The 25,782-nt window shown below is 72.1% G+C and carries 29 protein-coding genes and 1 pseudogene; 14 read left to right on the top strand and 16 right to left on the bottom strand.

Going from position 1 to position 25,782, the window contains the following annotated elements; translation table 11 throughout:
• Positions 1 to 1,270: 1,270 nt before the first annotated feature.
• The 4 genes and pseudogenes from ACIQAK_RS26040 to ACIQAK_RS26055 all read left to right on the top strand — a co-directional run bounded on the left by ACIQAK_RS26040 (position 1,271) and on the right by ACIQAK_RS26055 (position 3,288).
• Entirely contained in the window at positions 1,271 to 1,756 is a 486-nt protein-coding gene (locus ACIQAK_RS26040; protein ID WP_366391514.1) for a hypothetical protein, read from the top strand.
• 30 nt (positions 1,757 to 1,786) lie between these two features.
• Positions 1,787 to 2,053 (top strand): hypothetical protein, encoded by a 267-nt coding sequence (locus ACIQAK_RS26045; RefSeq protein WP_356831186.1) that lies wholly within the window; start codon positions 1,787 to 1,789, stop codon positions 2,051 to 2,053.
• Between the two features lie 173 nt (positions 2,054 to 2,226).
• Positions 2,227 to 2,492: pseudogene (locus tag ACIQAK_RS26050) on the top strand (DNA glycosylase AlkZ-like family protein); the annotation flags it as partial.
• A 58-nt stretch (positions 2,493 to 2,550) separates the two neighbouring features.
• Complete coding sequence (locus ACIQAK_RS26055; protein ID WP_401849075.1) at positions 2,551 to 3,288, top strand: HAD-IA family hydrolase; 738 nt, start codon at positions 2,551 to 2,553, stop codon at positions 3,286 to 3,288.
• A 209-nt stretch (positions 3,289 to 3,497) separates the two neighbouring features.
• On the opposite strand, the gene ACIQAK_RS26060 is transcribed toward ACIQAK_RS26055, so the two are convergent.
• Together ACIQAK_RS26060 and ACIQAK_RS26065 are read right to left on the bottom strand one after the other, a co-directional pair.
• Positions 3,498 to 4,367 (bottom strand): TetR family transcriptional regulator, encoded by an 870-nt coding sequence (locus tag ACIQAK_RS26060; RefSeq protein ID WP_366391513.1) that lies wholly within the window; start codon positions 4,365 to 4,367, stop codon positions 3,498 to 3,500.
• 14 nt (positions 4,368 to 4,381) lie between these two features.
• Positions 4,382 to 5,155 carry a TetR/AcrR family transcriptional regulator C-terminal domain-containing protein gene (locus ACIQAK_RS26065; RefSeq protein ID WP_366391512.1) on the bottom strand — a complete coding sequence of 258 codons (774 nt, stop codon included), beginning with the start codon at positions 5,153 to 5,155 and terminating at the stop codon, positions 4,382 to 4,384.
• Between the two features lie 155 nt (positions 5,156 to 5,310).
• Between ACIQAK_RS26065 and ACIQAK_RS26070 the strand changes: the two genes are divergently transcribed.
• Both ACIQAK_RS26070 and ACIQAK_RS26075 read left to right on the top strand, forming a co-directional pair.
• Positions 5,311 to 6,315 carry an ATP-binding cassette domain-containing protein gene (locus tag ACIQAK_RS26070; protein WP_366391511.1) on the top strand — a complete coding sequence of 335 codons (1,005 nt, stop codon included), beginning with the start codon at positions 5,311 to 5,313 and terminating at the stop codon, positions 6,313 to 6,315.
• Entirely contained in the window at positions 6,308 to 7,102 is a 795-nt protein-coding gene (locus ACIQAK_RS26075; RefSeq protein WP_366391510.1) for an ABC transporter permease, read from the top strand. Before ACIQAK_RS26070 ends, ACIQAK_RS26075 begins: the two co-directional genes overlap by 8 nt.
• 77 nt (positions 7,103 to 7,179) lie before the next feature.
• Here ACIQAK_RS26075 and ACIQAK_RS26080 read toward each other — a convergent pair whose 3' ends face one another.
• The 3 genes from ACIQAK_RS26080 to ACIQAK_RS26090 form a co-directional block, all read right to left on the bottom strand.
• On the bottom strand, positions 7,180 to 8,430 hold the full coding sequence (locus ACIQAK_RS26080) for a GNAT family N-acetyltransferase (RefSeq protein WP_366391509.1): 1,251 nt from the start codon (positions 8,428 to 8,430) through the stop codon (positions 7,180 to 7,182).
• 24 nt (positions 8,431 to 8,454) lie between these two features.
• Entirely contained in the window at positions 8,455 to 9,429 is a 975-nt protein-coding gene (locus ACIQAK_RS26085) for an asparaginase (protein ID WP_366391508.1), read from the bottom strand.
• 230 nt (positions 9,430 to 9,659) lie between these two features.
• On the bottom strand, positions 9,660 to 10,172 hold the full coding sequence (locus ACIQAK_RS26090) for an ABC transporter substrate-binding protein (RefSeq protein WP_366391602.1): 513 nt from the start codon (positions 10,170 to 10,172) through the stop codon (positions 9,660 to 9,662).
• Positions 10,173 to 10,404: 232 nt separating this feature from the next.
• Between ACIQAK_RS26090 and dtd the strand changes: the two genes are divergently transcribed.
• Positions 10,405 to 10,854 carry a D-aminoacyl-tRNA deacylase gene (gene dtd, locus ACIQAK_RS26095; RefSeq protein WP_366391507.1) on the top strand — a complete coding sequence of 150 codons (450 nt, stop codon included), beginning with the start codon at positions 10,405 to 10,407 and terminating at the stop codon, positions 10,852 to 10,854.
• 13 nt (positions 10,855 to 10,867) lie between these two features.
• On the opposite strand, the gene ACIQAK_RS26100 is transcribed toward dtd, so the two are convergent.
• The 3 genes from ACIQAK_RS26100 to ACIQAK_RS26110 all read right to left on the bottom strand — a co-directional run bounded on the left by ACIQAK_RS26100 (position 10,868) and on the right by ACIQAK_RS26110 (position 12,935).
• On the bottom strand, positions 10,868 to 11,833 hold the full coding sequence (locus tag ACIQAK_RS26100) for a folate-binding protein (protein WP_366391506.1): 966 nt from the start codon (positions 11,831 to 11,833) through the stop codon (positions 10,868 to 10,870).
• Between the two features lie 9 nt (positions 11,834 to 11,842).
• Entirely contained in the window at positions 11,843 to 12,283 is a 441-nt protein-coding gene (locus ACIQAK_RS26105) for a transcriptional repressor (protein WP_366391505.1), read from the bottom strand.
• Between the two features lie 79 nt (positions 12,284 to 12,362).
• Entirely contained in the window at positions 12,363 to 12,935 is a 573-nt protein-coding gene (locus ACIQAK_RS26110; protein ID WP_366391504.1) for an FABP family protein, read from the bottom strand.
• A 303-nt stretch (positions 12,936 to 13,238) separates the two neighbouring features.
• Between ACIQAK_RS26110 and ACIQAK_RS26115 the strand changes: the two genes are divergently transcribed.
• Both ACIQAK_RS26115 and ACIQAK_RS26120 read left to right on the top strand, forming a co-directional pair.
• Complete coding sequence (locus tag ACIQAK_RS26115) at positions 13,239 to 13,547, top strand: hypothetical protein (RefSeq protein ID WP_366391503.1); 309 nt, start codon at positions 13,239 to 13,241, stop codon at positions 13,545 to 13,547.
• Positions 13,548 to 13,615: 68 nt separating this feature from the next.
• Positions 13,616 to 13,978 (top strand): DsrE family protein, encoded by a 363-nt coding sequence (locus ACIQAK_RS26120; protein WP_366391502.1) that lies wholly within the window; start codon positions 13,616 to 13,618, stop codon positions 13,976 to 13,978.
• A 137-nt stretch (positions 13,979 to 14,115) separates the two neighbouring features.
• Here ACIQAK_RS26120 and ACIQAK_RS26125 read toward each other — a convergent pair whose 3' ends face one another.
• The 8 genes from ACIQAK_RS26125 to ACIQAK_RS26160 all read right to left on the bottom strand — a co-directional run bounded on the left by ACIQAK_RS26125 (position 14,116) and on the right by ACIQAK_RS26160 (position 19,722).
• Complete coding sequence (locus ACIQAK_RS26125) at positions 14,116 to 14,448, bottom strand: DUF3099 domain-containing protein (protein ID WP_401370879.1); 333 nt, start codon at positions 14,446 to 14,448, stop codon at positions 14,116 to 14,118.
• A 67-nt stretch (positions 14,449 to 14,515) separates the two neighbouring features.
• Positions 14,516 to 14,803 (bottom strand): DUF1416 domain-containing protein, encoded by a 288-nt coding sequence (locus tag ACIQAK_RS26130; RefSeq protein ID WP_003968135.1) that lies wholly within the window; start codon positions 14,801 to 14,803, stop codon positions 14,516 to 14,518.
• A 54-nt stretch (positions 14,804 to 14,857) separates the two neighbouring features.
• Positions 14,858 to 15,697, bottom strand: coding sequence for a sulfurtransferase (locus ACIQAK_RS26135; protein WP_366391501.1), 840 nt, complete (start codon positions 15,695 to 15,697; stop codon positions 14,858 to 14,860).
• 178 nt (positions 15,698 to 15,875) lie between these two features.
• Positions 15,876 to 15,956 carry a putative leader peptide gene (locus ACIQAK_RS26140; protein WP_350240574.1) on the bottom strand — a complete coding sequence of 27 codons (81 nt, stop codon included), beginning with the start codon at positions 15,954 to 15,956 and terminating at the stop codon, positions 15,876 to 15,878.
• A 195-nt stretch (positions 15,957 to 16,151) separates the two neighbouring features.
• Entirely contained in the window at positions 16,152 to 16,841 is a 690-nt protein-coding gene (locus ACIQAK_RS26145) for a DUF2993 domain-containing protein (RefSeq protein ID WP_366391500.1), read from the bottom strand.
• Between the two features lie 167 nt (positions 16,842 to 17,008).
• Entirely contained in the window at positions 17,009 to 18,478 is a 1,470-nt protein-coding gene (locus ACIQAK_RS26150; RefSeq protein WP_366391499.1) for a hypothetical protein, read from the bottom strand.
• 10 nt (positions 18,479 to 18,488) lie between these two features.
• On the bottom strand, positions 18,489 to 18,743 hold the full coding sequence (locus ACIQAK_RS26155) for a MoaD/ThiS family protein (RefSeq protein ID WP_018490344.1): 255 nt from the start codon (positions 18,741 to 18,743) through the stop codon (positions 18,489 to 18,491).
• 58 nt (positions 18,744 to 18,801) lie between these two features.
• A complete protein-coding gene (locus tag ACIQAK_RS26160) occupies positions 18,802 to 19,722 on the bottom strand; it encodes an alpha/beta hydrolase (RefSeq protein ID WP_401849085.1) in 921 nt (306 codons plus the stop codon).
• A gap of 308 nt (positions 19,723 to 20,030) precedes the next feature.
• On the opposite strand from ACIQAK_RS26160, the gene ACIQAK_RS26165 reads away from it, so the two are divergent.
• The 5 genes from ACIQAK_RS26165 (at position 20,031) to ACIQAK_RS26185 (ending at position 25,756) form a co-directional block, all read left to right on the top strand.
• Positions 20,031 to 20,837 (top strand): response regulator transcription factor, encoded by an 807-nt coding sequence (locus ACIQAK_RS26165; RefSeq protein WP_366391497.1) that lies wholly within the window; start codon positions 20,031 to 20,033, stop codon positions 20,835 to 20,837.
• A 189-nt stretch (positions 20,838 to 21,026) separates the two neighbouring features.
• Positions 21,027 to 22,067, top strand: coding sequence for a LacI family DNA-binding transcriptional regulator (locus ACIQAK_RS26170; protein WP_366391496.1), 1,041 nt, complete (start codon positions 21,027 to 21,029; stop codon positions 22,065 to 22,067).
• A gap of 339 nt (positions 22,068 to 22,406) precedes the next feature.
• Positions 22,407 to 23,483, top strand: a complete 1,077-nt coding sequence (locus ACIQAK_RS26175) for a trypsin-like peptidase domain-containing protein (protein WP_366391495.1) — start codon at positions 22,407 to 22,409, stop codon at positions 23,481 to 23,483.
• Between the two features lie 69 nt (positions 23,484 to 23,552).
• A complete protein-coding gene (locus ACIQAK_RS26180) occupies positions 23,553 to 24,290 on the top strand; it encodes a response regulator transcription factor (RefSeq protein WP_366391494.1) in 738 nt (245 codons plus the stop codon).
• A gap of 2 nt (positions 24,291 to 24,292) precedes the next feature.
• Entirely contained in the window at positions 24,293 to 25,756 is a 1,464-nt protein-coding gene (locus tag ACIQAK_RS26185; protein WP_366391493.1) for a HAMP domain-containing sensor histidine kinase, read from the top strand.
• The last annotated feature ends 26 nt before the right edge of the window (positions 25,757 to 25,782 follow it).

A 25,782-nucleotide genomic window follows, 5' to 3' on the forward strand; every position in this document is an offset into this window, starting at 1 on the left:
AGCCAGGAACAAGCACACAGGGAGGGCCAAGGCGTGAGCACAGACGAGCAAGCCGCAACCCAACTGGACACCCCGGAACACCGAGTCGTCTCGCAGGTCTTTGCGGAAACCGCAGACACAAGGGCGTATGAGTCACCACTGAAGTACCCGCCGTGCGGCTGCGGAGCCCCCATCTGCCCATGGGCCAGACAGGCCAAGGCAGAGCAGCAGCCGCACGAGACAAACATGTATGCCGAGCTGCGCCAGCGCGTGCACCAAGAGAACGTATGCCACCAGCAGTGGCGCTTGACCTGAAGGGTCATCAAAGCGCCCTGACCCGGCCGCTTCACCGGTCGAGCCAGGGCTAAGCCGAACAGCTACGAGGAGCTGAACGACCTATGAAAGATCGTATCGTCAGGATGGTGAGCGCTTTATGGGCTCTCCTCCTCCCCCCCGAGGAACGGCCACCACGCCGTCTACCGCCTCACCGTTTGCCCGAGCCACCTTCGGGACCTCCACCAGACCCTACGTAGTCCTTGGCTCCAGCCCTGGCCCGGACCGGACCGCGACACCGTTCGGCAGCTTTGGGCAGACGACGAACGCGACACGACCATTCCCCTGAGGATCGTTGAAGGGGATCTACGAAGCGCGCACGAGGTCAGGGAACTCCGTCGGCACCGTACCGAATACCGTCGCGCGTTCGACCGGACCGCATACGCGGATGAGGTCGATCTGCACCGGGAACGTCAGCAGGCCCTCAGCGCCGCCGCCGGGTTCGACTACCCGTACAGCTATCCCGGTGACCCCTTTTCCCGGCTTCATCGATCGGTTACCCGTCATGCGTAGGGGGATGACGCGAGCCGACTACGCGGCGCTGGAGAGCGCCGTTCTGACCGACCGCGCCACGATCACCGCCCGCCTCGAAGCGAACGAGAGCGTTCGAAAGATCGCCGGGGAGTACGGCATCGATAGGCGCACCCTCGCGCGGATCGCTGACGAGTGGGGCGTACGACGACGCCCGGCCACTCAGAGGGGCCGCGCGCTCTTGAGCCCCTGCAAGCATCGGCAACCGGAACCATCGCGCTTGCAGGTTGCAGGACCCGCTGCGGGGCAGCTAGACGCGTCCCGCAGCGGGAGCCTACGACCACGCAGACCAGGGCAGCAACAAGCCCCGCCACCCGCGAGGGCGACGAGGCGCAAGCCAGCCCGCCAAAGCCCCCGCTCCGACCGTTCTAACCCCTGGACAGGACGCACGGACGGAGCGGGTCAACCCCAACAGGAAGGCAAGAACATGCGAGACGCACTCGCGTTACTCACCCCCGAAGGGCTGGAGGGTGTTGTCGCAACGGTCACCGACAACAACCCCGGCATGGACGAGGGTACGGCCTGTCGGATCGTCGCGGAGGCGCTGAAGTTCGTGGACGCCGCCGCGCAGTTCCCCACGGTCCGCATCGCCCCCTCCAAGGTGGTCGACGAGGGTTGGCACGCCCTGATCCTGCACACCAAGCTGTACGCAATGCTGTGTGAAGGACTCGGCTACTTCGTGCACCACTACCCCGAGCGTCCCAACCCCGAGCGCTACGACGAGCACGTCATCACCCGCACGATGGCAACCATCGAACAGGCCGGATACACCACCGACGCGGAACTCTGGTCCGCCCCCACCAAAACCCTGGTGGGAGTAGCGGCCCAGTGCCAGCACTCAGGGTGCAGTAGCGGCAGTGGCTGCGGCACGGTCCGTCCGGGCAACTGCGCCACCAGCGGCGGCGACGACTAGGCTCCCCCGCACTCAACGGAAGGTGATCAGATGGACGCGGAGCAGGCCCGCCAGGTCGATAGCGTGTTGCGGCGGTTCGGCATCCCGGGCGTAGTCGCACCGGTCGACCCGGAGAATCCGGCAGGCTCTTGGCGAGTGTTCGACCAGGCCGACCCGGAGACCCGCAAGGACGCCACTGCGGACGCGTTGGCCGCCCTGGCAGCCACGTTCCCGTCGTCCAGCCCCGGCCCTGCCCCGAAGAGGCAGAGCGGGCCCACCCGGGGATTCGTTTACCCCCCGAAGGAGGGCGACGACTAGCCACCCTCACCCTCCCTGGACCGGCCCCGTCCGTGTGCTGCCCCCGTGGCACATCGGCGGGGCCTTTCACTGCCCCAACACCTCAGGAAAACTCTGAAAGTACAAAACAGCTGGTGGGGGCCGCTACTGCCCGGCTCACACACTCTCAGCGCATGGACTGTGTTCAAGCGATGTTCCCCACCGCGATCCTCGGCTACGACGACCGCACCCGGGTCATCGACGACACCCACGGGGCCTGTCGGTCGCCGGCGCCCGCGTCGTCCTGGTCGACGGCCGGGTCTCCGCGACCTGGGACGTGGAGGCGGACACGGTGGCCGTCACACCGCTGCGGGCGTTCTCCCGGGCCGAACGGACCGCTGTCGGTGAGGAGGGCCGGGAGCTGGCCGTCTTCCTCTCGGACGGCGGGAGCCGGCGGGTGCGGGTCGGCTCGTCGGCCTGAGCCGGTCCGACGCGGACTGGCGTTCCGCGCCCGGCGGAGGACTGGCAGGATCACGGCCATGAGCACGCAGTACGCCCCTGCCGGCGTCGCCACCAGCCCGGCCGAGGACCGCCCGTGCGACACGGCCGAGGACCGCCCGTACGACACGGCCGAGGACCGCCCCTACGACGCCGTGCTCTGCGATCTCGACAACGTGATCCGCTTCTACGACACCGCGCCCCTCGCCTCGCTGGAGCGGGAAGCGGGGCTGCCGGAGGGCACGACCACGGCGGTCGTCTACGCCCCCGAGATCGACCTCCCGCTCCTCCTCGGCCGGATCACCCCGGACGCCTGGGTCGAGGCCATCGCCGCAGGGCTCGCCCCGCAGGTGCGCGGGGACACGGGCCTGGCCCGCGCGCTCGGGCGGGCGCTCGCCGGGGCGCCGTTCCGGGCCGACGCGGAGGTGGTCGGGATGTTGCGGCGGGCGAGCACCCACGTCCCGCTGGTGCTCGTCACCAACGCGACGCTCCAACTGGATGACGACCTGGCCCTGTTGGGGCTGACAGACCTGGCCGACGCGGTGGTGAGCAGCGCGGTGGAGCAGGTGGCCAAGCCGGACCCGGCCATCTACCGCATCGCCGCCGAGCGGGCCGGCGTGCCGGTGGAGCGGTGCCTGTTCGTGGACGACCGGCAGGAGAACATCGACGCGGCCACCGCCCTCGGCATGACGGGCATGCTGTACCGCGCACCGGCCGACCTGCGGCGGGCGCTGGGGCCTTTGGCGTACGAGGGTACGCGCGAACCCCCGTACGCGTGAGGAACGGCGAGCCACCGCCCCTCGGCCCGTGCCCCCGCCGGACCCGCAGCGCCCCGCCGGACCGCAGCGCCCCGCCCGGAACCCGGCCGCCCCCGCCGGACCCGCAGCGCGCCGCCCGGAACCCGGCCGCTCCTCCCTCGAACCCCGGCTCGGAGAACCCGGCCGCCCCAGGCAACGCCCCGCCCCGCCCGGAACCCGGCCGCCCCCCCTCAGCCCCGCCCCTCCGGCTCCAGCCCCCTGCGCAGCTGTACGAACGCCTCCTCGGCCACCTGCACCGCGCCCGCGTACACCCTCTCCGCGCTCTCCCCCGCGTCGATCCGGCGCCAGTTCTCCTCGGCCAGGATGCGCAGGACGGCGATGACCTGTCCCGCCGCCAACCGGGCGGCCACCCCGCCGCCCAGCGCGCGGGTGAGCGCGGCCTCGGAGCGGCCCTGGTACGCGTACAGGCGGGCCACCAGCGACGGGGTCCCGTACAACAGGCGGTGGAATGCGAGCACTTGGGGGGCGTCGCAGAGGCCGGTCACCGGGTCGCGGCGGTCCAGGCCGGCCAGGAAGTGGCGGCGCAGCGCGTCCAGCGGGCTCTCCTCGGAGGCCCGGCCGCCGACCACCCGGGCCGCCTCGTCCTCGTGGTCGGCGAACCGGTGCAGCGCCAGGTCCTCCTTGGCGGGGAAGTACCGGAACAGCGTCGGCTTGGAGATGTCCGCCGCTGCCGCCACCTCCGCCACGGAGACCTTGTCGAAGCCCCGCTCCAGGAACATGGCGATGGCCGCGTCGGAGATCGCCCGGTACGTCAGCCGCTTCTTCCGCTCCCGCAGACTGACCCGGGCCGGGGCCGCCGCCTCCGCCTGTCCCGGCTCCCGCTCCCGCCCCGGCGCCTGCTTCTGCTCCCGCCCCGGCTCCCGCTCCCGCCCCGGCGCCTGCTTCTGCTCCCGCCCCGGCCCCCACTCCGGCGCCTGCTTCTGCCCCGGCTCCTGCTCCCCGCCGGCGCTTCCGTTTCCGTTTCCGCCGCCGGCCTTCTCTCCACTCATGACCATGAAGCGTACGCCCTTGACCTCGGCCGGACTTGATGTCCCGAGCACGACAGGTCAGCCGGTCAGCCGGCCCCGGCCGTCCTCCGGATCAGCGCCTCGACCCCGTCCAGCAGGGTCGCAAGGCCGAAGGTGAACTCGTAGTCGGGGTCGTCCGGTTCGCTCATCACGCCGGAGCCCAGCAGCCGGTGGATCGCGGGGTGGCGCGCCGGGTCGACCAGCCGCCGCAGAGTGCGTTCGTGGCCCGCGACGACCTCCTCGGGGGAGATGCCCCGCGCGGCGACGGCGGCGGAGAGGTCGCTCATCAACAACGCCTCGCTGCGCACGAAGTTGGTGATCAGGAGGATCGCCGAGATCTTGTCGCCCTCGCCGAGCCTGCTGTCCTCCAGCGCCTGGAGCCCCTGCTCCCACCAGGCGAGCGAGTTCGGGGTGGCGGGCGGGCCGCCGATCGGGATGCGGAGCGCCCAGAGGTTGGCGCGGAACTGCTCGCGCTGGCCGGTCGCCCATTCGGTGAGCGCCTCACGCCAGCCCGCCCCGGCCGCCAGCGCGGCCGACGGGGCAGGTGGGCCGAAGGCCGCCTCCTGCATCAGGACGTACAGCTCGTCCTTGGCGGAGACGTACCGGTAGAGCGACATGGTGGAGGCGCCGACCTCCTGCGCGACCCGGCCCATCGACACGGCCGCGAGCCCCTCGGCCGCCGCCACGGCCACCGCCGCCGCCACGATCCGCTCCAGGCTCAGACCGGGCTTCGGCCCCTTCGCCGGGCGCTCGCGCAGACCCCAGGCGGCCTCGATGGAGGCCGGCAGGTCGCCGCCGTCCGCCTTGCTCTTCTCCGCCACCACATCCCCTTGCCCACGCAGAAAACCACGTACCGCTCACGTTCCGCACGCCCACCGCCCAGGTGCGCCGCGCCCCCGTGCGCCTTGACCCCATCCTAAGGATGCGTAATGCTTACGCAATAACGCGTATGACATACGCAGAAGGGGGTCGGACCATGACCACCAGCCCCAGCACGACCACTCCGGACCCGACCGCAGCCACCGGCACCGCCGCCGCCCGGGCGCCTTACGCCATCGAGGCGTACGGCCTCACCAAGTCCTACGGAAAGCCCGCCGTGCGGGTGCTGGACGGGCTCGACCTCCACGTCGATCACGGCAGCGTCCTCGCCCTGCTCGGCCCGAACGGAGCGGGTAAGACCACCTCCGTACGCATCCTCGCCACGCTCACCACCGCCGACGCGGGCACCGCACGCGTCGCGGGGTACGACGTCGTCGCCGGGCGGAGCGCGGTGCGCCGGGCGATCAGCCTCACCGGCCAGTTCGCCGCCGTCGACGACACCCAGACCGGTGAGGAGAACCTGCGGATGACGGCCCGGCTCACCGGGCTCTCCCGCACCGCCGCCCGCCGCCGGGCCGAGGAGTTGCTGGAGCGCTTCGACCTCACCGCGGCAACCCGGCGCCCCGTCCGTACGTACTCCGGGGGGATGCGCCGCCGCCTGGACCTGGCCGCCGGGCTCGTCGGCTCACCCGAGCCCGGCGTCTTCTTCCTGGACGAGCCGACGACCGGCCTCGATCCGCGCAGCCGCCAGGAGCTCTGGGAGGTGGTCCGGGGACTGGCCGGGCGCGGCGCGAGCGTCCTGCTCACCACGCAGTACCTGGAGGAGGCCGACCGCCTCGCCGACCGGATCGCCCTGCTGCACAAGGGCCGCATCGCCGCCCAGGGCACCGCCGCCGACCTCAAGAGCCGGGTCGCCGGACACCGCCTCGATCTGGTCGTCACCAGCGGTGAGGCCTACCTCCGGCTCGCCGGGCGCGCGGTCCACCACTCCCCCGAGACGCTGACCCTCGGCCTCCCCACCGACGGCAGCGCCGCCCAGGTACGCGCCCTGCTCGACGAGATCGACCCCGAGGGCACCGAGATCGACCGCTTCACCCTGCACAGCGCCACGCTCGACGACGTCTTCCTGGCCCTCACCTCGGAGGTGCCCGCCCATGCCTGACACGGCGATCCGACCGGGGAATCCCCCAGGCCCGCTCACCCACGCGGCCGTCATGACCGGCCGCAGCCTGCGCATCAGCCGCCGCAACACCGACGCGCTGATCATGTCGCTGGTCATGCCGATCATGCTGATGCTGATCTTCGTCTACCTCTTCGGCGGCGCGATCGAGACCGGGACGGCCTACGACTCGTACGTCATGTACGTCGTCCCGGGCGTCCTGCTCCTGTGCGCCGGATTCGGTGCCGCGACCACCGCCACCGCCGTCAGCGAGGACATGAAGGGCGGCATCATCGACCGCTTCCGCTCCCTGGACGTGGGCGGTACGCCGGTGCTCGCCGGGCATGTGGCGGCGAGCACCGTCCGCAACCTGGTAGCCACCGCCCTGGTCCTCGGCGCCGCCCTCCTGATCGGCTTCCGCCCGGTGGCGTCCTGGAGCGGCTGGCTCCTCGCGGCCGCCGTGCTGGTCGCCTACATCGTGGCGCTGTCCTGGCTCTCGGCGGCGATCGGCCTGCTGGCCAGGAGCCCGGAGGCGGCGAGCGGTTTCACCTTCTTCATGTCGTTCCTGTCCTACCCGAGCAGCGCGTTCGTCCCGATCGACTCGATGCCCGGCTGGCTGCACGGCTTCGCCGAACACCAGCCGATCACTCCGGCCATCGAGTCCCTGCGCGGGCTGCTGCTGAACCAGCCGGTGGGCAACTCTCCGTGGATCGCGCTCGCCTGGGCCGGTGGCATGGCCGCCGTGGCGATCGGGGCGTCGGGGGCGCTGTTCCGCGTACGTACGCGCTGACCGCCCCTGCGGGCAAGCGGCTGCGAACCCCGCCCCCTCGGAAGGCAGGCGGTTCAGAAGACCGGGCGGCAGGCGGTTCAGAAGACGTCCGGGCACCAAGGCCGCCGCCCGGTACGGAAGACCGCGTCCGCCGTCCCCGCCGCGCCGGCCCGCAGCTCCTCGGCCCGCCCCAGGTCCACCAGTCGCCGGGCCGACTCGTCGCCCAGGTAGAGGGAGGCCAACTCCCCCGCGCCCAGGGCCAGATCGGCGCTCCGGGTGGTCGGGGTGCAGCGGGCCCCGTCGGGCGAGACATCCAGCAGGAAGCGCCCCTCGGCCATTCCCCCGCCGTCCCGGACGTCGAGTACGAGCGACGCCTCGCTCTCGTAGGAGCGGGCCTCCAGCGCGCGCTCCACGTCCAGCAGCCGCAGCCAGAGCCAGTCCGAGTGGGTGACCGTCCGGGCGGCCCGGGGGTCCGGGAGCAGCAGAGGGAGCAGGTCGTCGGGGGCTCGGTTGCCCGAGCGGACGGTGGAGACCCAGTCGATGGAGCAGAGGAAGTGCCACAGCGCCCGCTCGGCCGCCGGGGTGACCGCGATCAGGTCCCGTACGGTCGCGGTGTTCAGGGGCTGGTTGCCGTCGCCCCACTTGTCGTCGGTGCCGTAGACCGCCAGGCCGTCGACCTCGCCGTCCGCGTCGCGGCGGATGACGTAGAACGGCTCGGTCCACTTGTGGTGCGCCGGGGACGGCACGGCCCCCGTGTGCAACTTCCACCAGCGCTCGCTGCGGCTGACGGTACCGGGTCGCAGCGCCGCCAGCCGGGCGTGCAGCTCGGGGCCGTACTCACGGATGTCGGCGCCGTCCACCATCTCGACCCGGCCGCCGTCCTCCGGCTGCCCCGACCGGCGCGGGTCGAGGCCGGCGCGGTGGACGGAGACCTCCCACTCGGTAGCCCCGGCGGCGGGTCCGAAGCCGAACCGCCCGTAGATCGGGTACTCGGCGGCGATCAGCGTGGCGACCACCTCGCCGCGCTCCCTGGCCGCCGCCAGGTCCGTGGCCATCATCCGGCTCAGCAGTCCGCGCCGGCGGTGGGTGGGCGCCACCGTCACCGAGCTGATCGCGTCGGCCGGCACGGTGGCCCCGCCGACCACGGTCAGCTCCTGGGCGAACGAGCGGAACGTCGCCACGCACCGCCCGGCCTCGAACGCGCCCTGGAGCCGGGAGAGATCGGTGTCGGCCAGCCGGTCCGCGACATCGTCCTCGGTCGGTGAACCGGCCGTGAGGAATCCGTTCTGCACCGCCCGCAGCCAGTCGGGGTAGGCGGACGCGGTGACGGTACGGACATCGAGGCTCATGCCTGCACGCTAGGCAGGGGCGGCTCAGAATGTCGCGCGAATTTCCCCGACCTCCGCCGCCCCGCCGAGCAGCGGCGAACGTCCGATCCGGGCGACGACGGGGGCGTCCACGCCGAGCAGGGCCAGGGCGCGGGCCAGGACCGGGCCGAGCGCCCGGGTCGCGCCGTCGTCGATCTTGAAGGCGAGGGCCCGCCCGTCGGCCAGCGCCACCGCCTGCACGGCCTCGGCGCCCATCTTGGAGAGCGTCCCGGGAACCTCACTCATCAGCCAGGTGTCGGGGCGCCGGGTGCCCGCCACGTACTGGGGGTGGGCGCGCATCGCGTCGGCGACCCGGCGCTCGGCGCTCCCCTCCTCCGCCAGCACGAAGGACCGGAAGGCGCGGGCGAGGCCGGTCAGCCCGATCGCCATCAGCGGGGCCCCGCAGCCGTCCGTGCCGAGCGAGGCGACCGGCTCGCCCGCCGCCTCGGCCACGACCTGCCCGACGAGGAGCTGGAGCGGGTGGGCGGGGTCGAGGTAGCTCGCGGTGTCCCAGCCGTTGCGGACGCAGACGGCGAGCATGGCCGCGTGCTTGCCGGAGCAGTTCATGGTGATCCGCTCGCGTACGTTCCCGGCGGCGAGGTAGGTCTCCGCCTCCACCGGGTCCAGCGGCAGGTCGGGCGGGGTCTGCAGGTCGTCGGCGCTCAGCCCGTGCTCCGCGAGCATCCTCGCCACGAGTTCGAGGTGGAAGGGCTCGCCCGAGTGGCTCGCGGCCGCCAGCGCCAGCCGCTCCCCGGACAGCTCCAGACCCGCCCGGAGGATCGCGGCGGCCTGCATCGGCTTGTTCGACGACCGGGGGAAGACCGGGGCGGCGGGGTCCCCGAGCGTCAGCTCCACGCTCCCGTCGGCGGCGAGCAGGACCAGCGAACCGCGGTGGTGGCCTTCGGTGAACCCGGACCGTTGGACCTCGGCCAGCACGGGCGGGGCGGGGGTTATCGCGGCAGGGGCGTCGGTCGACGTCATGGTGGCCTTCCGGGAGACGGTCGGTACGGAACCCGCCGTCCGGAAGGAAGGGCCGGAGCGGTCGGGTGTGCGGGGACCCGCCGTCCGGAAGGAAGGGCCGGAGCGGTCAGGTGTGGTGTGCGGGGACCCGCCGTCCGGAAGGATCGCCGGACGGGCGGGGTGCGGGACCCGCCGTCCGGAAGGGTCGCCGGACGGCCGGGGTGCGGGACCCGCCGTCCGGAAGGGTCGCTTCAGGCGAGCAGGTCGTCCACTTGGGCTTCCCCGTCACGGTACCTGCGGGCGATCTCCGCGCTGCAATCGTCGGTGGTGCGCTGGAGCTCGTGACGACGCCGGGACACCTGCTGTTCGTAGCGGGTGAGGCGGCCCATCGCGTCGTGCAGCTCCTCGTCCGTCCGGGCGGCCAGGTCCGAGAGTTCGACCTCGGCCAGGTTCTCCGCGGCGAGCTGCCGGAACTCGTCACCGCGGGGCGTCGTCAGCGTCACGTGCCGGGCGGAGGTGCGGTGCCGGGACGGGGTGTCCGTCAGGATCTCCGGGAGCCGGTCCACCACCGGGGTCTCCGGGACGGGCGCCTGCGGGTCCCGCCTGCGGGCCAGTTCGGCGCGGAGGATGTCGATCCGCCCCTGGACCAGCCGGCGTACATAACTGAGGTCGGCCTCGTCCCGCTGCGCGTCGCGGCGCAGCGTCCGCAGCTCCGGCAGCCGCAGCCCGCCGACCCCGGCCTCGCCGCCGCCCTGCTCCGGCACGGACGCGAGCCCGGGCAGAAGGGGCCGCGCGGGTGGGTGCAGGGTCCTGGTGCGGCTGTTGCCGGCAGCCGCGCCCGGTACGGTCCCGGGAGATTGTCCGGCTCCATAGGTACTCATGCTGTTCCGTCCCCTCGACCGGTGCGTCGGCACACCGACATCGTGCATCGTCCCACCCTGCACGGTGCCCCCGCAGACACTCTGTACCCGTTCAGCCCAAGATAGGTTGGTCTGTATGCGTGCAGTGGTACAGCGAGTGGACGGCGCCAGTGTCTCGGTGGCCGGGACGGGCGAGGACCCGTCGGCGGCCGGCGTGGTCGGCGAGATCATCGGCGAAGGCCTGTGTGCACTGGTCGGAGTCACCCATGGGGACACCCCGGAGAAGGCGGCGCAGCTGGCCCGCAAGCTCTGGTCCGTCCGCATCCTGGAGGGCGAGAAGTCCTGTTCGGAGGTGAATGCCCCCCTCCTGGTGATTTCCCAGTTCACTCTCTACGGGGACGCCCGCAAGGGCCGCCGCCCCACCTGGAACGCCGCGGCCCCGGGCGAGGTGGCCGAACCGCTGGTGGACGAGGTGGTGGCCCAGCTGCGGGCGATGGGCGCGCGGGTGGCGACGGGCCGGTTCGGAGCGGACATGCGGGTCTCGCTCACGAACCACGGCCCGTTCACGGTGATCATCGAGGTGTGACGGGTCCCGGCCCCTACGGTTCGACGACCGTCTCCTGGGCCGCCGCCGTGTCCCCGGCGATCAGCTCCGCGTCCACCGCCACGTTCCGCTTGACCAGCGCCAGCGCGATCGGGCCGAGCTCGTGGTGGCGGGCCGAGGTGGTGATGAAGCCGAGCTGCCGCCCCTCCTCGCCGTCGGCGGCCAGCCGTACCGGCGTTCCGTGGCCGGGCAGGTGCACCTCGCTGCCGTCCAGGTGCAGGAAGACCAGCCGGCGCGGCGGCTTCCCCAGGTTGTGGACGCGGGCGACGGTCTCCTGGCCCCGGTAGCACCCCTTCTGGAGGTGGACGGCGGTACCGATCCAGCCCAGCTCGTGCGGGATGGTGCGGTGGTCGGTCTCGAAGCCGACGCGCGGCCGGTGCGCCTCGATGCGCAGCGCCTCGTACGCCAGGATGCCGACGGCCGGGCCGTTGGCGGTGGCGTACGCCTGCAGATCCGCGCGCGGCAGGAACAGGTCGCGGCCCTGCGCGGTCTCCCGTACGGCCACTCCGTCGGGGGCCTGCGCGATGGAACCGGCCGGGAGGTGCACGACGGCGGTGTCCTCGGTGCGGTCGGCGACCTCGACGCGGTAGAAGAACTTCATCGACTCCAGGTAGGCGATGAGATCGCCCTGGGTGCCGGGTTCGACGTGCATCCACACCGTCGTCCCGTCGTCGACGAGATACATGGCGTGCTCGATGTGCCCGTTGGCGGAGAGGATCAGTGCCTCGGTGGCCTGGCCGGGGGCGAGGTCGCTGACGTGCTGGGTGAGCAGCAGGTGCAGCCAGCTCAGCCGGTCGTCACCGCTGACGGCGACGACCCCGCGGTGGGAGAGGTCGACGAGGCCGTTGCCGTCGGCGAGGGCGCGTTGCTCGCGGAACAGGTCGCCGTAGTGTCCGGCAACACCTTCGTCGCGGCCCTCGGCGGCGACGGCGCCGGGCAGGGACAGCAGGGGGCTCTTCATGCGCCCAGCCTACGACTTGGGCCTCTCGTTCCTCACGGCCGTGCAGGCCTCGCAGCGGCCGAAGATGGCGAAGTGCTTCATATCGGTCTCGAAGCCGAAGTCGGCCCGCAGCTTCTCGGTGAACTCGGCGACCACGGAGAGGTCCGCCTCGACGACGTCCTTGCAGTCCCGGCAGACCAGATGGATGTGATGGTGCCGGTCGGCCAGGTGGTAGGTCGGGGCGCCGTGCCCGAGGTGGGCGTGGCTGACCAGCCCGAGCTCCTCCAGGAGCTCCAGGGTCCGGTACACCGTGGAGATGTTCACCCCGGACGCGGTCTTGCGCACTTCGCACAGGATGTCGTCCGGAGTCGCGTGCTCCAGGGCGTCCACGGCCTCCAGGACGAGCTGGCGCTGAGGCGTCAGCCGGTAGCCGCGCTGCCGAAGATCGGTCTTCCAGTCGGTGCTCACCACAGGCCCAGTGTAGAGCGGGGTGAGCACCGGCCAGGAGGCCCGAAGGCCGATCGGTTCGGGCGGGCTACTTGAAGGCGGGCTACTTGAAGAACGCGATGCCGTCGTCCGGCATGTCCTCGAGGTTCCTCGCCATCTCGGCGACCTCTTCGGGGGTGACGACCTTCTTCAGGTGCGCCGACATGTAGGGGCGCAGCTCGACCTCGGGGGTCGCCTTCTCGCCGACCCACATGAGGTCGCTCTTCACGTACCCGTAGAGGCGCTTCCCGCCGCTGTACGGGCCGGAGGCCGCGGTCCGGGCGACCGCGTCGGTGACCAGGTCGATCTGCGGCTTCTGATCGGCGAGCTCGCCGTACCAGATCTCGACGACGCCCTGGTCACGGACCATGACGACCTCGACCTTGCGGTCCTTGTCGATGCGCCAGAAACCGGACTCCGACTCCAGCGGACGGACCTGGTTGCCGTCGGCGTCCAGGACCCAGGTGTGGGATACGTACTCCAGGAAGTCCCGGCCGTCGTGGCTGAACGTGACCTCCTGGCCGAAGTTGCACTTCTCGGCGCCGGGGAAGTCGGACACGCCCGCGCCCGCCCACTTGCCGATGAGGAAGGCCAGCGGGACGAGGTCCGGGTGGAGGTCGGACGGAATCTCGATCATGAGCGGCTCAGACGATCTGTGAGGGTGCGAGGGGGTGGGCGGGAGGGGGCCGGATACGGCGAGGTTCAGCGCTGGCCCTGGTACAGCTTCTTCACGGCGACCACCGTGAAGGCGAGTACGCCGACGCAGACCAGGATCAGCAGGGCGGAGAAGAATGCCTCAAGCACGGGGGCTCCTCGGAACGAGCGGTATGGCGGCAGTACAGGGCCGGGCCCCAGCCTAATGGGTGGGGGCCCGGCCTTCTCGTCCAGGTGGCGGCTGCGGGGGCCGGACGGTGGCCCGGGCCGGGAGGCCGAGGCCGCCGTGGGCATCGCCTCCGACGAGCCGGGGTTCCTCGAATCCGGGGTGGGGCGCCTCGGCGATGGCATCCACACCAAGTCGCTGCTGACGCCGGGGAAGTCGTACAAGGTGAGCTTCGCCTGTGCCGGCAGCGGCGCGGCTGAGGCGACGGTGCGGAGCAAGGGCACGACAGAGGTGAAGAAACTGGAATGCGACGGGGTACCCGTCCCTACGCGTGTCCAGGACGCACCGAGCAGGATCACGATAGATGTGACCGCCCTGGCCAAGGCTTCCGGGATGTTCGCCTATCGCATCGCCGAGTTCACCCCGTAGGAGATTCCAGGTCGCCGGAGTTTCCAGGTCAGCCGGGGGCCGCCGCCCGCACGGCTACAGTTCGGCCTATGCCGAAGAAGCTCGTGATCAAGGTGACCGCCGGGCCCGAGGCCGCCGAGCGCTGCTCGCAGGCCTTCACCGTGGCGGCGGTGGCCGTCGCCAGTGGCGTGGAGGTCTCGCTCTGGTTGACCGGGGAGTCCTCGTGGTTCGCGCTGCCGGGCCGGGCCGCCGAGTTCGAGCTGCCGCACGCCGCCCCGCTGCCCGATCTGCTCGACTCGGTCCTCGCGGCCGGACGGGTCACCCTCTGCACGCAGTGCGCGGCCCGGCGCGAGATCACCGAGAAGGACGTGCTGGAGGGCGTACGGATCGCCGGCGCGCAGGTCTTCGTCCAGGAGGCCATGGCGGACGGCACTCAGGCACTCGTCTACTGACCTCTCCGTGGGGTTCCTCGGTGCGTCGCCTCTCCGTGAGGCCTCTCGGTGCGTCGCCTCTCCGTGAGGTTCCTCAGTGCGTCACCTCTCCTTGAGGCCTCTCGGCACGTCACCTCTCCTTGAGGCCTCTCGGTGCGTCAGTACCGCTTTTTCCCGTCCAGTTCGTCCCACCACTCGTCGGACTTCGGGTCGCCGGAGGGGTCGTCCCACCACCGGTCCTCCGGGCCCCGACGATTGGCGAGCACCGCGGCGACCGGCGGGATGACCATGGCGACCAGGCACATGGCGACAGCGGCGGGCATCGACCACAGGCGCACGACGGCCCAGGCGGAGACGAAGAGGGCGACGCATCCGCCCATCATCCAGAAGTAGCCGCGCCGGCGTCGGGCGTACATGTTTCCAGCGTAGGACGCGCCCAGGGCCCCGCACACCCGCACCGGGACGGCACGAAGGGCCGCACCCCGCGTCAGGTGGCGTCCAACCCCCTGGGGTGCGGCCCTCCGGCCTGTCTGTGCCGTGGACCGGCCATGCCGTGGATCAGACGGCGATCGCGACCTCGGAGAGTCCACCGGTCTGCGCGACGACCGTGCGGTCGGCGCTGCCGCCCGGGACCAGGGCGCGGAGCGTCCAGGTGCCCTCGGCCGCGTAGAAGCGGAACTGTCCGGTCGCCGAGGTCGGGACCTCGGCGGTGAACTCGCCGGTCGAGTCCAGCAGACGCACGTAACCGGTGACGGGCTCGCCGTCGCGGGTCACGCTGCCCTGGATGGTGGTCTCACCGGGCTTGATCGTCGAAGCGTCGGGGCCGCCGGCCTGTGCTCCACACATGGTGTTCTGTCCTTCTGGTCGGGTCGTGCGGGTCGGTCGGGACTGCGGGTGGCGTTACTTGTTGGCGCCGAGCTCGATCGGCACGCCGACGAGGGAGCCGTACTCGGTCCACGAGCCGTCGTAGTTCTTGACGTTCTCCTGGCCGAGCAGCTCGTGCAGGACGAACCAGGTGAGCGCGGAGCGCTCACCGATGCGGCAGTACGCGATGGTGTCCTTCGACAGGTCGACCTGCTCGTCCTCGTAGAGCGCCTTGAGCTCGTCGTCCGACTTGAAGGTGCCGTCGTCGTTGGCGTTCTTCGACCACGGGATGTTGCGGGCGCTCGGCACGTGGCCGGGGCGCTGCGACTGCTCCTGCGGGAGGTGCGCCGGGGCGAGCAGCTTGCCGCTGAACTCGTCGGGCGAGCGCACGTCGACCAGGTTCTGGCTGCCGATGGCCTTCACGACGTCGTCGCGGTAGGCGCGGATCGACTCGTCCTGCGGCTTGGCCTTGTACTCGGTGGCCGGGCGCGTGGGGACGGCGTCGGTCAGGTCGCGGGAGTCGAGCTCCCACTTCTTGCGGCCGCCGTCGAGGAGCTTGACGGGGCCGTGGCCGTACAGCTTGAAGTACCAGTACGCGTAGGACGCGAACCAGTTGTTGTTACCGCCGTAGAGGACGACCAGCGTGTCGTTGCCGATGCCCTTCTCGCTGAGCAGCTTCTCGAAGCCGGCCTGATCCACGAAGTCACGGCGGACCGGGTCCTGGAGGTCCTTGGTCCAGTCGATCCGGATCGCGTTCTTGATGTGGTTCTTCTCGTATGCCGAGGTGTCCTCGTCGACCTCGACGATGGCGACCTGCGGGTCGTCGATGTGGGCCTCGACCCAGTCGGCGTCTACCAGGACGTCGCTGCGGCTCATGTTGTTCTCCTCCGGGGCAGTCTGCGGCGGGTGGTGCGAGATGCGGAGTGATCGTGCGGCGGTGCGGGTATACACGCGGACGGACGGAGCGTGGCGCGTACGGGGCACGGGGCCGGCTTCGACGGTGGTCACAGTGGTCGAAGGGCCGGGGGGAGACGGGACGGAACGAACGCCCCGCTCAGGAGGTGCGACAGAGCATGGCGGCGACGCGGCACAGGTCTACTGCCCGCCGCTTCGTGAGATCCGCCTGTCGCTTCATGGGTCCGATCGTAGGGAGGTACGGGCGGAGATGTCACCGCCGTGTCGTATCGTGAGACGCGATCATCCATGATGCGAGACGAGGAGCGGGGGGCGCGCCACCTGGGCGGTCTCCCGCCGACTCCCGCCCGCCACTTATCTACGGACCGGACACCGGCGTCTCACCATCCGGATCGGCGCTCCCGGTTCCGTGCGCTCAGCCCGTCAGCGACACGTCCGAGCCCGTGAGCGCGATCTCCAGACCGTTCTCGGTCACCTGGACCTGCCGGAGTTCGAGGCCCTTGGGCAGGCCGTCGACGTCCCCCTCGAAGTCCGTCCTCGTACGCACCAGTTGCTCCAGCCCGGGGATGCCCTCCCCCGGCACCTCGTCCGCGCGCACCTTGATCGTGTGGCCGTCGATCCGGGTCACCGTGGAGCGCACGCTGCGGGAGATCTTGCGGCCGAGGATCTCGACCGTGCCGGTGACCTCGACCTTGCCGTCGCCGCCGTACGCGACGGTGACGCCGTCCTCCGCCGCCGCCGTCAGGTCCTCGTACGAGACGACGGCGGTGCCGGTGGCGCGGGCCGCCGTGGCGGTGGAGTAGTCCGAGCCGAGCTTCACGTCGTTCAGCCGCGCCCGGACCTCGTCGACCCGGACCGCGCGGCCGGCGGCCTCGGTCTCCATACCGGTGAGGGTGACGTCGACCCGGTCGAGCTCGGAGGCGGCGAGCTGGGTGAGGAAGGGGAAGCCCTTGATCGCCACCTCGGTCCTCCCGGCACTGCCACCGCTGATGCTGACCCGCTCCTCGGCCTCCGACTCGGCGAAGTGGAGCGCCACCCGGTCGACGGCGACGAAGAGGCCGCCGAGCACCAGCAGCAGGACCAGCAGTATTCGCAGTGCGCGCATGTGTGTCGTTACCCCACCTCGGCCGATCGGTCCCCGGCACCCGCGAGCCTACTGCGACAGCGCAGGACGCCCCGGGTGATCGACGAGCGGCACCACCCGGCCGGTTCCCGGGGCGCCTACCCCCCGTGAGTCCACGTCAGACCCGTCACGTGCCCATCGGTCCCGGGTCAGGCGAGGGCGCGGCCGATCAGGTACACGGCCGGGGCCGCCGCGGTGAGCGGCAGCGCCACCCCCGCCGTCATGTGGACGAAGCGGGACGGATAGTCGTAGCTCGCCGCCCGCAGCCCGACCAGGGCGCAGACGCCGGCCGCGAGGCCGAGGAGCGCCCCCTGGCTGCCGTAGTCCGTGAGCCCGCCCACCGCGACGCCGGCGCCCGCGCTCACGAGCAGCGCCGTCACCACGGACGCGACGCCCGGGAGCGGCAGCGCCCTGGCCGGCACGGCGGCCGCGACCGCCACCGCGCCGACCGCCACCGCGTCCGGGGCCGCCGCGAGGTGCCCGGCGGCGAGGACCGCCAGGGCCGCCGAGACGACGGTGGCCATCAGCCCGTACATCCGCTCGTCGGCGCCCGCGTGGCTGCGGAGCTGGAGGACCACGGTGAGCAGCACCCAGACCCCCAGGGTGCCCAGGAGCGCGGCGGGCCCGTGCTCCCGGCCCGCCGCGAGGAGCGCGACGTCGGCGACGAGACCGCCGGCGAAGGCGAGCGCGATGCCCTGCCGGGCCGGCCACATGCCGTTCAGCCGGAACCACCCCGCGGCCGTCAGCGCCTGGAGGAGGACGAGCGGGACGAGCAGGGCGTAGGAGCCCAGGGCCGCGCCGCCCGCGAGGAGCAGGCCGAGCCCGGCGGTGATCGCGGCGGGCTGCATCCCGGGCGCGATGATCGGCGAGCGCCCTTCGGCCCGGGCCCGCTGGGCGTCGGTGATCCGGGCGTTGCCGAGGGTGGTGGGCGCGCTGTAGCCGGAGTCGTCGGGCCCCGGCTGCGACGGCTGCGGCCGCTGCGCGGACGGGGGTACGGGCGCGGGCCCGGCGGTGGCGGTGGCCGGGGCCTCGGGCGGCAGCGGGAGGGAGCCGGAAGCGCCCTGCGGGAGCAGGTAGGCGGTCTCGGCGGCGGACCGGTACGGCTGCGGGGCCTCCTGGTACGGCTGGTGGTGCCGAGGGTCCGGGTACTGCGGCTGAGGTTCTTGGTACGACGGCTGCGAGTGGTGCGGTTCCTGGTACGACGGCTGCGGCTGAGGTTCCTGGTACGGCTCCTGGTACTGCGGCTGCGGTGTCCCGTACGGGTCGGGCTGCTGCGGCCCAACGGCGTACGGGCCCGGCTGCCCGGCTCCGTACGCGTCCGGCTGCGACTGCCCGTACCCCTGTCCCGGTCCCTGTCCGTACCCCTGTCCCGGTCCCTGTCCGTGCCCCTGGTACGGCTCCGGGCCCCGCTGGATCGTCGGCTGGTACTGCGTGTCCCAGGTCGGCGCCTGCCACGTCTGCGTCGCGCCCTGGTCCAAGGCGCCCGCCTCCTGGGGTACGGCGGACTGCCCGGCCGTCCCGTCGGGCCAGTGCTCCGGTGCCTGGGGCTGCTGGGGCTGCTGCGGCTGCTGGGGGTCGTACGGGTATGGGTACGGGTACTGCTGATCGCTGCTGCTCATGGCCTGCGGTTCACCCTCCTGCGAACGGCGGGAGCACCTCGACCGTGCCGCCCTCGGCAAGGCGTACGGTCTCATGCCCACGGGTACCGACGGGGTTGCCGTCGATGAGGAACGAGCACCGCTGGAGCACCCGGCTCAACTCGCCGGGGTGCCGTTCGCGCACCGCGTCGAGCGCCTCGGCGAGGGTCGCCGCCGCGTACGGCTCCTCCGCGGTGCCCGCGGCGGCCTTGGCCGCAGCCCAGTAGCGGATCGTCCCCGCTGCCATGGCGCCACTCCTTCAGTCGGTTCGTCGGACGCCTCGTGCGTCAGCTCTCCATGATGGGTCACGCGGACAGCGCGGCCGTCGCCCAGTCGGCGATCCGGGCCAGAAGGGCGTCGTCCGCCGCGTTCTCCGCGTGCCCCATCCCCCGCTCCAGCCACAGCTCCGCGCCGCCCTCCCCCGCCGCTTCGGCCAGCATGCGCGGGTGGTCCAGCGGGAAGTACGGGTCGCGGTCGCCATGCACCAGCAGCAGCGGGGCCGGGGCGATGAGCGGGACCGCGGCGACCGGGGAGAGCGGGACGGGGTCCCAGTCGTCGGTGGCGATCCGGGTACGGAATCCGTACCGCCCGACGATCCGGCCCGAGGGGCGGGTGACCACCCAGTGCAGCCGGCGCATCGGGGCCGTACCCCGGTAGTACCAGCGGGCGGGGGCGCTCACCGAGACCACCGCATCGGCATACGCGCCGAAGTGCGCCCCCGAGTGCGCCCCCGTGCGCTGTGCGCGCACCGGTACACGAACGGCCGCACCCCGTGCCTCGGTCTCGTCCGTATACAGAGCGCCGTGCCGCAGCACCACGGAGCCGCCCATGGAGAACCCGACCGTCACGACCCTGGAGTGCCCGAGGGTCCGCGCCCAGGCCACCGCGGCGGCCAGATCCAGCACCTCGCGGTCGCCCACCGTGGAGCGCCCGCCGGACCGGCCGTGCCCTCGGAACGAGAACGTGATCACGGCCGCACGCTGGGAGAACACCCGCGCGGCGCGGCGTACGGCGGGGCGGTCGACCGAGCCGGTGAACCCGTGCGCCACGACGATCACGGGGATGTCCGCCGGCGCTTCCCCATGAGCCCCGAAACCTGCCGTACACGGTTCGTACACCGCCTCGACGGGGACCCCGTCATCGGTCAGCAATGTGGCGAATCGTGGTACCCGCGTGAGCAAGGGAACAGAAGAACTCAGGAATGGACCCTCGGACACAGAACTCATGTGGGCTATTCTGCTGCGAAGAGGATCCGGGCAATGCAGCCCCCGGGTCCTTTTGTGCTTCCCGGGCGTTGTTACGGAGACGTTTCAACAAGCTCAGCGGTCCCAGGACGCGGGACCGCACCGTAAAACCTGTATGACGAACGCCGCAGCGTGATCGTGGCGCAACCTTGTACAGCTGTACGAAGCAGTGCCGCATACTCCCCCGGGTCCGACCCGGGAGTGCCCCTCTCGCAGGGAACGAGGAGGACCGACGTAATGGGCGAGCGAACCGTGCACCACGATCGACCGAACCAGGCAGGTGGGCGGCGATGAGTTCACTGCTGCTGTTGACGAACGCACTCCAGCCGTCGACGGAGGTGCTTCCCGCCCTCGGTCTCCTGCTCCACAGCGTGCGGGTGGCCCCCGCCGAGGGCCCGGCCCTGGTGGACACCCCGGGCGCCGATGTGATCCTCATCGACGGGCGCCGTGACCTGCCCCAGGTCCGCTCGCTCTGTCAGCTGCTGCGGTCCACCGGACCGGGCTGTCCGCTGATCCTCGTCGTCACCGAGGGCGGCCTCGCGGCCGTCACCGCCGACTGGGGCATCGACGACGTCCTGCTGGACACCGCGGGGCCGGCCGAGGTCGAGGCCCGGCTGCGGCTGGCCACCGGCCGGCAGCAGATCACCTCCGACGACTCCCCGATGGAGATCCGCAACGGCGACCTCTCCGTCGACGAGGCGACGTACAGCGCGAAACTCAAGGGCCGGGTCCTGGACCTGACCTTCAAGGAATTCGAACTGCTGAAATACCTGGCCCAGCACCCGGGCCGGGTCTTCACCCGCGCCCAGCTCCTCCAGGAGGTCTGGGGATACGACTACTTCGGCGGTACGCGGACGGTCGACGTCCACGTCCGGCGGCTGCGCGCCAAGCTCGGCCCCGAGCACGAGTCGCTGATCGGGACGGTCCGCAACGTCGGCTACCGCTTCGTCACTCCGGAGAAGGTGGAGCGGGCCGCCGAGGAGGCGAAGGAGCGGGCCGCCGCCCAGCGGAAGGCCGGCGAAGCCGCCGCCCGTCCGGAGCATTCGTCCTCGGCCACGGTGGCGGGAGAAGCGCCGGTAGAGGCTGCCAAGAGGTAGGGGGTGTCCGGTGCGTCAGGGCCGGACAGGGCGCGGCGTCGGGTGCGGTGCATCGCAAGGCGCCGGAGCGTCTTCAACGCGGAGCGATCCGGGCGTTGCGGCAACGCGGCGAGGTGCCGTGCCAGGCGTCGTGACCCCGGTCCTGATCCACCGGACACCCCCTGGTTCCATCCGCGTAGACTGCCGCGCGTGGCCAAGGTGACGCGGGACGATGTGGCGAGACTGGCGGGAACGTCGACCGCGGTCGTCAGCTACGTCATCAACAACGGACCCCGGCCGGTCGCCCCGGCCACACGCGAGCGGGTACTCGCCGCGATCAAGCAGCTGGGCTACCGGCCCGACCGGGTCGCCCAGGCCATGGCCTCGCGGCGCACCGACCTCATAGGCATGATCGTCCCGGACGCCCGTCAGCCCTTCTTCGCGGAGATGGCGCACGCGGTCGAACAGGCCGCCGCCGAGCGCGGGAAAATGGTGCTGGTGGGCAACTCCGACTACCGCGACGAGCGCGAGGTCCACTATCTGCGGGCCTTCCTCGGCATGCGCGTCTCCGGGCTGATCCTGGTCAGCCAGGGCCCCAGCGAGCGGGCGGCGGCGGAGATCGAGGCGTGGGACGCCCGGGTCGTGCTGCTGCACGAGCGCCCCGAGGCGATCGACGACGTCGCGGTGGTCACCGACGACGTCGGCGGCGCCCAGCTCGCCACCCGCCACCTGCTGGAGCACGGCCACCCCTACGTGGCGTGCCTCGGCGGGGTGGAGTCGACCCCGGTGGTCGGTGACCCGGTCGCCGACCATGTCGAGGGCTGGCGCCGGGCGATGCAGGAGTCCGGCCGCTCGACGGAAGGCCGGCTCTTCCAGGCCCCGTACAACCGGTACGACGCCTATCAGGTGGCCCTCGGCCTGCTCTCCGGCCCGGACCGCCCCCCGGCGATCTTCTGCGCCACGGACGACCAGGCCATCGGGGTGCTGCGGGCGGCGCGCGAGCTGCGCATCGACGTGCCCGGTGAGCTGGCCGTCGCGGGCTTCGACGACGTGAAGGAGGCCGGGCTCACCGATCCGCCGCTGACCACGGTCTTCTCCGACCGCCCGGCGATGGCGCGGGCCGCGGTGGACCTGGTGCTCGACGACGCCCTCCGGGTCTCCGGGTCGCGGCGGGAGCGGCTGAAGCAGTTCCCCTCCGCGCTGGTCGTGCGGCGCTCGTGCGGCTGTGGGGAGCCGAACGGGTCGGCGTAGCCGGAGCCGGTCGGCGGCCGGGGCTTAACCGGGAGGCCGTGGCCTTCGCAGGGAGGCCGTGGCCTTCACAGGGAGGCCGGGGCTTAACCGGGAGGCCGGGGCTTAACCGGGAGGCCGGGGCTTAACCGGGAGGCCGGGGCTTAACCGGGAGGCCGTGGCTTAACCGGGAGGCCGTGGCTTAACCGGGAGGCCGTGGCTTAACCGGGAGGCCGTGGCCTTCGCAGGGAGGCCGTGGCCTTGCAGCGGGGCCGGGGCCTTTACAGCGGGCATACGCGGTTCTTCCGGGCTTCTCAGGACGTACTCAGGCTGCTCTCATCTTGGCTCGTGACGCTGGGGCACATGACGGAGAGCCCCCGCCCGAGCGGCGCGCACACGACGGACCAGGACCCCACCCCGTACGCGTACGACACGGCGTACGACGGCGTGGCCGGTGGCTACCCGCCGCCGCCTCCGTACGCCCCCGACCCCTCCTCGTACGCCGTCGAGCCCCCCGCCGCCGGGCGCCGGGAGCGCCGGGTGAAACGGCCGGTGGCGCTGCTGGCGGCGGTCGCCCTCGCCGCGGCCGTGATCGGCGGCGGTACGGCGACCCTGGTGGAGGAGCTCACCGGCGGCGGGACGAGTGCCACCGGCTCCTCGGGCGTGGTCCAGGGCACCACCGTCGCGCAGCGCAGCAAGGGCACCGTCTCCGGCGTCGCGGAGGCGGTCTCCCCCGCGATCGTGGAGATCGGCGCGGCCTCCTCGGCGGGCAGGTCCACCGGGTCGGGAGTGGTGATCACCGACGACGGCGAGATCGTCACCAACAACCACGTGGTCTCCGGCGCCCAGCAGATCGAGGTCACGCTCTCCACCGGCAAGAAGTACCCCGCCGACGTCGTGGGCACCGACCCCGACAAGGACCTCGCACTCATCAAGCTGCGCGGCGCGAGCGGTCTGAAGACGGCCTCCCTCGGCGACTCCTCGCAGGTCAAGGTGGGCGACCAGGTCGTGGCGATCGGCTCGCCGGAGGGGCTCACCGGCACGGTCACCAGCGGGATCATCTCCGCGCTGGACCGGGACGTCACGGTGGCCAAGGACGACTCCGGCAGCGGCTCCGGACAGGGCCAGAACGGTCAGGGCGGCGGCGGTCAGCAGTGGCCGTTCGAGTTCGGCGGGCAGCAGTTCAACGGCGACACCGGCGAGAAGACCACCACGTACAAGGCGCTCCAGACCGACGCCTCACTCAACCCCGGCAACTCCGGCGGCGCGCTGATCAACCTGGACGGGGAGATCATCGGCATCAACTCCGCGATGTACGCGCCCAGTTCCCCGGCGGCCGGCAGCGGTTCGTCGGCCGGCAGCGTGGGACTCGGCTTCGCCATCCCGGTGAACACGCTCAAGGCCGACCTGGACGCCCTGCGCGCGGGTGACGGTTCCTGACCGTGCGAGGCTGAGACCACCCCCGCAGACCGGGCGGCCCGGGTCGGAACGAGAAGAGGACCAGCAGCGATGAGCCCCGCCGAAGACGATCCCCAGCGCATCCTGATCGTCGACGACGAACCGGCCGTACGGGAGGCGCTCCAGCGCAGCCTCGCCTTCGAGGGGTACGGCACCCAGGTCGCGGTCGACGGGTACGACGCCCTGGCGAAGGCCGAGGCGTACGCCCCCGACCTCATCGTCCTGGACATCCAGATGCCCCGCATGGACGGCCTCACCGCTGCCCGCCGCATCCGCGCCACCGGCTCCACCACGCCGATCCTCATGCTCACCGCCCGCGACACCGTCGGGGACCGGGTCACCGGCCTCGACGCGGGCGCGGACGACTACCTGGTCAAGCCGTTCGAGCTGGACGAGCTGTTCGCCCGCATCCGGGCCCTGCTGCGCCGCAGCTCGTACGCGGTGTCGGCGGCGGGCGCGGAGGCCCCCGACGACGATGTCCTCTCCTTCGCCGACCTGCGCATGGACCTGGCCACCCGCGAGGTCAGCCGGGGCGAGCGGCGGGTGGAGCTGACCCGTACCGAGTTCACGCTGCTGGAGATGTTCCTGGCCCACCCCCGCCAGGTGCTGACCCGGGAGCAGATCCTGAAGGCGGTCTGGGGCTTCGACTTCGAGCCGAGCTCCAACTCCCTGGACGTGTACGTGATGTACCTGCGCCGCAAGACGGAGGCGGGCGGCGAGCCGCGCCTGGTCCACACCGTGCGCGGAGTCGGCTACGCGCTGCGTACGGGCGGGAGCGCCGAGGCGTGAGCATGGCGGAACCCCCCGCGGGCGAGGCGACTCCCGCCAGGAAGGGTCTCGTACGCCGCTTCCGGGCGCTGCCGCTGCGCTCCCGGCTCGCGCTCCTGGTGGCCACGGCGGTGGCGTTGGCGGTCGCGGCGGTGGCGGTGGCGTGCTGGTTCGTGACCCGGATCCAGCTGGAGGACCAGCTCGACGACTCGCTGCGCAACGCGAAGATGGACAACGAGCCGATGCGCGACCTGCTGAGCTCGTGCCTGAGCGGCGGGCAGCTGCCGGCTCAGGAGTTCCCCGGCCAGTACACCGTGCAGATCGTCGCGGCGAACGGCAGCTACTGCACGGCCCCGAACACCACCCCCGTCCCCGCCCAGCGGAGTGACGTGGCCGTGGCGGCCGGCCGGCGGACCGACGCCCTGCACACGACGGAGAACGACGACGGCGAGGACATGCGGGTCTACACCCGCAAGCTGCCGCCGGTGGTCGGCTCCGGCCAGGCCAACAACCAGCTCGCCGTCTCGGTGGCGCGCCCGCTCGGCGAGATCGACGCACCACTCTCCACCCTCGCCTGGGTCCTCGCGCTGGTCGGCGGCATCGGCGTCATCGGTGCCGGGGCGGCCGGGCTCTGGGTGGCGAGGGCGGGTCTGCGGCCGGTGGACGAACTCACCGAGGCCGTCGAGCACGTGGCCCGGACCGAGGACCTGACCGTACGCATCCCGGTCGACGGCGAGGACGAGATCGCCCGCCTGTCGAACTCCTTCAACTCCATGGCGGCCCAGCTCGCCTCCTCCCGCGACCGCCAGGCCCAGCTGATCGCGGACGCGGGCCACGAGCTGCGCACCCCGCTCACCTCGCTCCGGACGAACGTGGAGCTGCTGGCCCGCAGCGACGAGACGGGCCGGGTGATCCCGCCGGACGACCGCAAGGCGCTGATGGCCTCGGTCAAGGCCCAGATGACGGAGCTGGCCGCGCTCATCGGTGACCTCCAGGAGCTGGCCCGCCCCGACGCCGCCGAGCCCGGCCCGCTCCAGGTGGTGGGCCTGCACGACATCACCCGTACCGCCCTGCGACGCGCCCGCCTGCGCGGCCCGGAGCTGACGATCACCGCCGACCTGGCCCCCTGGTACGTACGGGCCGGACCGGCCGCCCTGGAGCGGGCGATCGTCAACATCCTGGACAACGCCGTGAAGTTCAGCCCGCCGCGCGCCACGATCGACGTGCACCTGCACCGGGGCGAGCTGACGGTACGGGACCGGGGGCCCGGCATCCCCGCCGACGAGCTGCCGCACGTCTTCGAACGCTTCTGGCGCTCCCCCTCCGCCCGTCAGCTCCCCGGTTCGGGGCTGGGCCTGTCCATCGTGGCCCGCACGGTCCAGCAGGCGGGCGGCGAGATCGCGTTGCGGCCGGCCCCGGACGGCGGCCCCGGCACGGTGGCGACGATCAGACTGCCGGGGGCGCCGACACCGCCGCCGGGGATGTGAACTCCTCGGCGGAACCGGCCGGGTCA

This window comes from Streptomyces sp. NPDC088706, from assembly GCF_044752765.1.
Lineage (GTDB): Bacteria > Actinomycetota > Actinomycetes > Streptomycetales > Streptomycetaceae > Streptomyces.

Excerpts from the sequence above, each read along its gene's own strand:
- ACIQAK_RS26155 (WP_018490344.1), bottom strand. The coding sequence starts at position 18,743 with ATGGCAGCGGGGACGATCCGCTACTGGGCTGCGGCCAAGGCCGCCGCG.
- ACIQAK_RS26135 (WP_366391501.1), bottom strand. The coding sequence starts at position 15,697 with ATGAGCCGCAGCGACGTCCTGGTAGACGCCGACTGGGTCGAGGCCCAC.
- ACIQAK_RS26185 (WP_366391493.1), top strand. The coding sequence starts at position 24,293 with ATGGCGGAACCCCCCGCGGGCGAGGCGACTCCCGCCAGGAAGGGTCTC.
- ACIQAK_RS26180 (WP_366391494.1), top strand. The coding sequence starts at position 23,553 with ATGAGCCCCGCCGAAGACGATCCCCAGCGCATCCTGATCGTCGACGAC.
- ACIQAK_RS26055 (WP_401849075.1), top strand. The coding sequence starts at position 2,551 with ATGAGCACGCAGTACGCCCCTGCCGGCGTCGCCACCAGCCCGGCCGAG.
- ACIQAK_RS26175 (WP_366391495.1), top strand. The coding sequence starts at position 22,407 with ATGACGGAGAGCCCCCGCCCGAGCGGCGCGCACACGACGGACCAGGAC.
- ACIQAK_RS26080 (WP_366391509.1), bottom strand. The coding sequence starts at position 8,430 with ATGAGCCTCGATGTCCGTACCGTCACCGCGTCCGCCTACCCCGACTGG.
- ACIQAK_RS26075 (WP_366391510.1), top strand. The coding sequence starts at position 6,308 with ATGCCTGACACGGCGATCCGACCGGGGAATCCCCCAGGCCCGCTCACC.
- ACIQAK_RS26100 (WP_366391506.1), bottom strand. The coding sequence starts at position 11,833 with ATGAAGAGCCCCCTGCTGTCCCTGCCCGGCGCCGTCGCCGCCGAGGGC.
- ACIQAK_RS26085 (WP_366391508.1), bottom strand. The coding sequence starts at position 9,429 with ATGACGTCGACCGACGCCCCTGCCGCGATAACCCCCGCCCCGCCCGTG.
- ACIQAK_RS26040 (WP_366391514.1), top strand. The coding sequence starts at position 1,271 with ATGCGAGACGCACTCGCGTTACTCACCCCCGAAGGGCTGGAGGGTGTT.
- ACIQAK_RS26130 (WP_003968135.1), bottom strand. The coding sequence starts at position 14,803 with ATGTGTGGAGCACAGGCCGGCGGCCCCGACGCTTCGACGATCAAGCCC.
- ACIQAK_RS26120 (WP_366391502.1), top strand. The coding sequence starts at position 13,616 with ATGCCGAAGAAGCTCGTGATCAAGGTGACCGCCGGGCCCGAGGCCGCC.
- ACIQAK_RS26140 (WP_350240574.1), bottom strand. The coding sequence starts at position 15,956 with ATGAAGCGACAGGCGGATCTCACGAAGCGGCGGGCAGTAGACCTGTGC.
- ACIQAK_RS26145 (WP_366391500.1), bottom strand. The coding sequence starts at position 16,841 with ATGCGCGCACTGCGAATACTGCTGGTCCTGCTGCTGGTGCTCGGCGGC.
- dtd (WP_366391507.1), top strand. The coding sequence starts at position 10,405 with ATGCGTGCAGTGGTACAGCGAGTGGACGGCGCCAGTGTCTCGGTGGCC.
- ACIQAK_RS26070 (WP_366391511.1), top strand. The coding sequence starts at position 5,311 with ATGACCACCAGCCCCAGCACGACCACTCCGGACCCGACCGCAGCCACC.
- ACIQAK_RS26110 (WP_366391504.1), bottom strand. The coding sequence starts at position 12,935 with ATGATCGAGATTCCGTCCGACCTCCACCCGGACCTCGTCCCGCTGGCC.
- ACIQAK_RS26160 (WP_401849085.1), bottom strand. The coding sequence starts at position 19,722 with ATGAGTTCTGTGTCCGAGGGTCCATTCCTGAGTTCTTCTGTTCCCTTG.
- ACIQAK_RS26165 (WP_366391497.1), top strand. The coding sequence starts at position 20,031 with ATGAGTTCACTGCTGCTGTTGACGAACGCACTCCAGCCGTCGACGGAG.
- ACIQAK_RS26045 (WP_356831186.1), top strand. The coding sequence starts at position 1,787 with ATGGACGCGGAGCAGGCCCGCCAGGTCGATAGCGTGTTGCGGCGGTTC.
- ACIQAK_RS26150 (WP_366391499.1), bottom strand. The coding sequence starts at position 18,478 with ATGAGCAGCAGCGATCAGCAGTACCCGTACCCATACCCGTACGACCCC.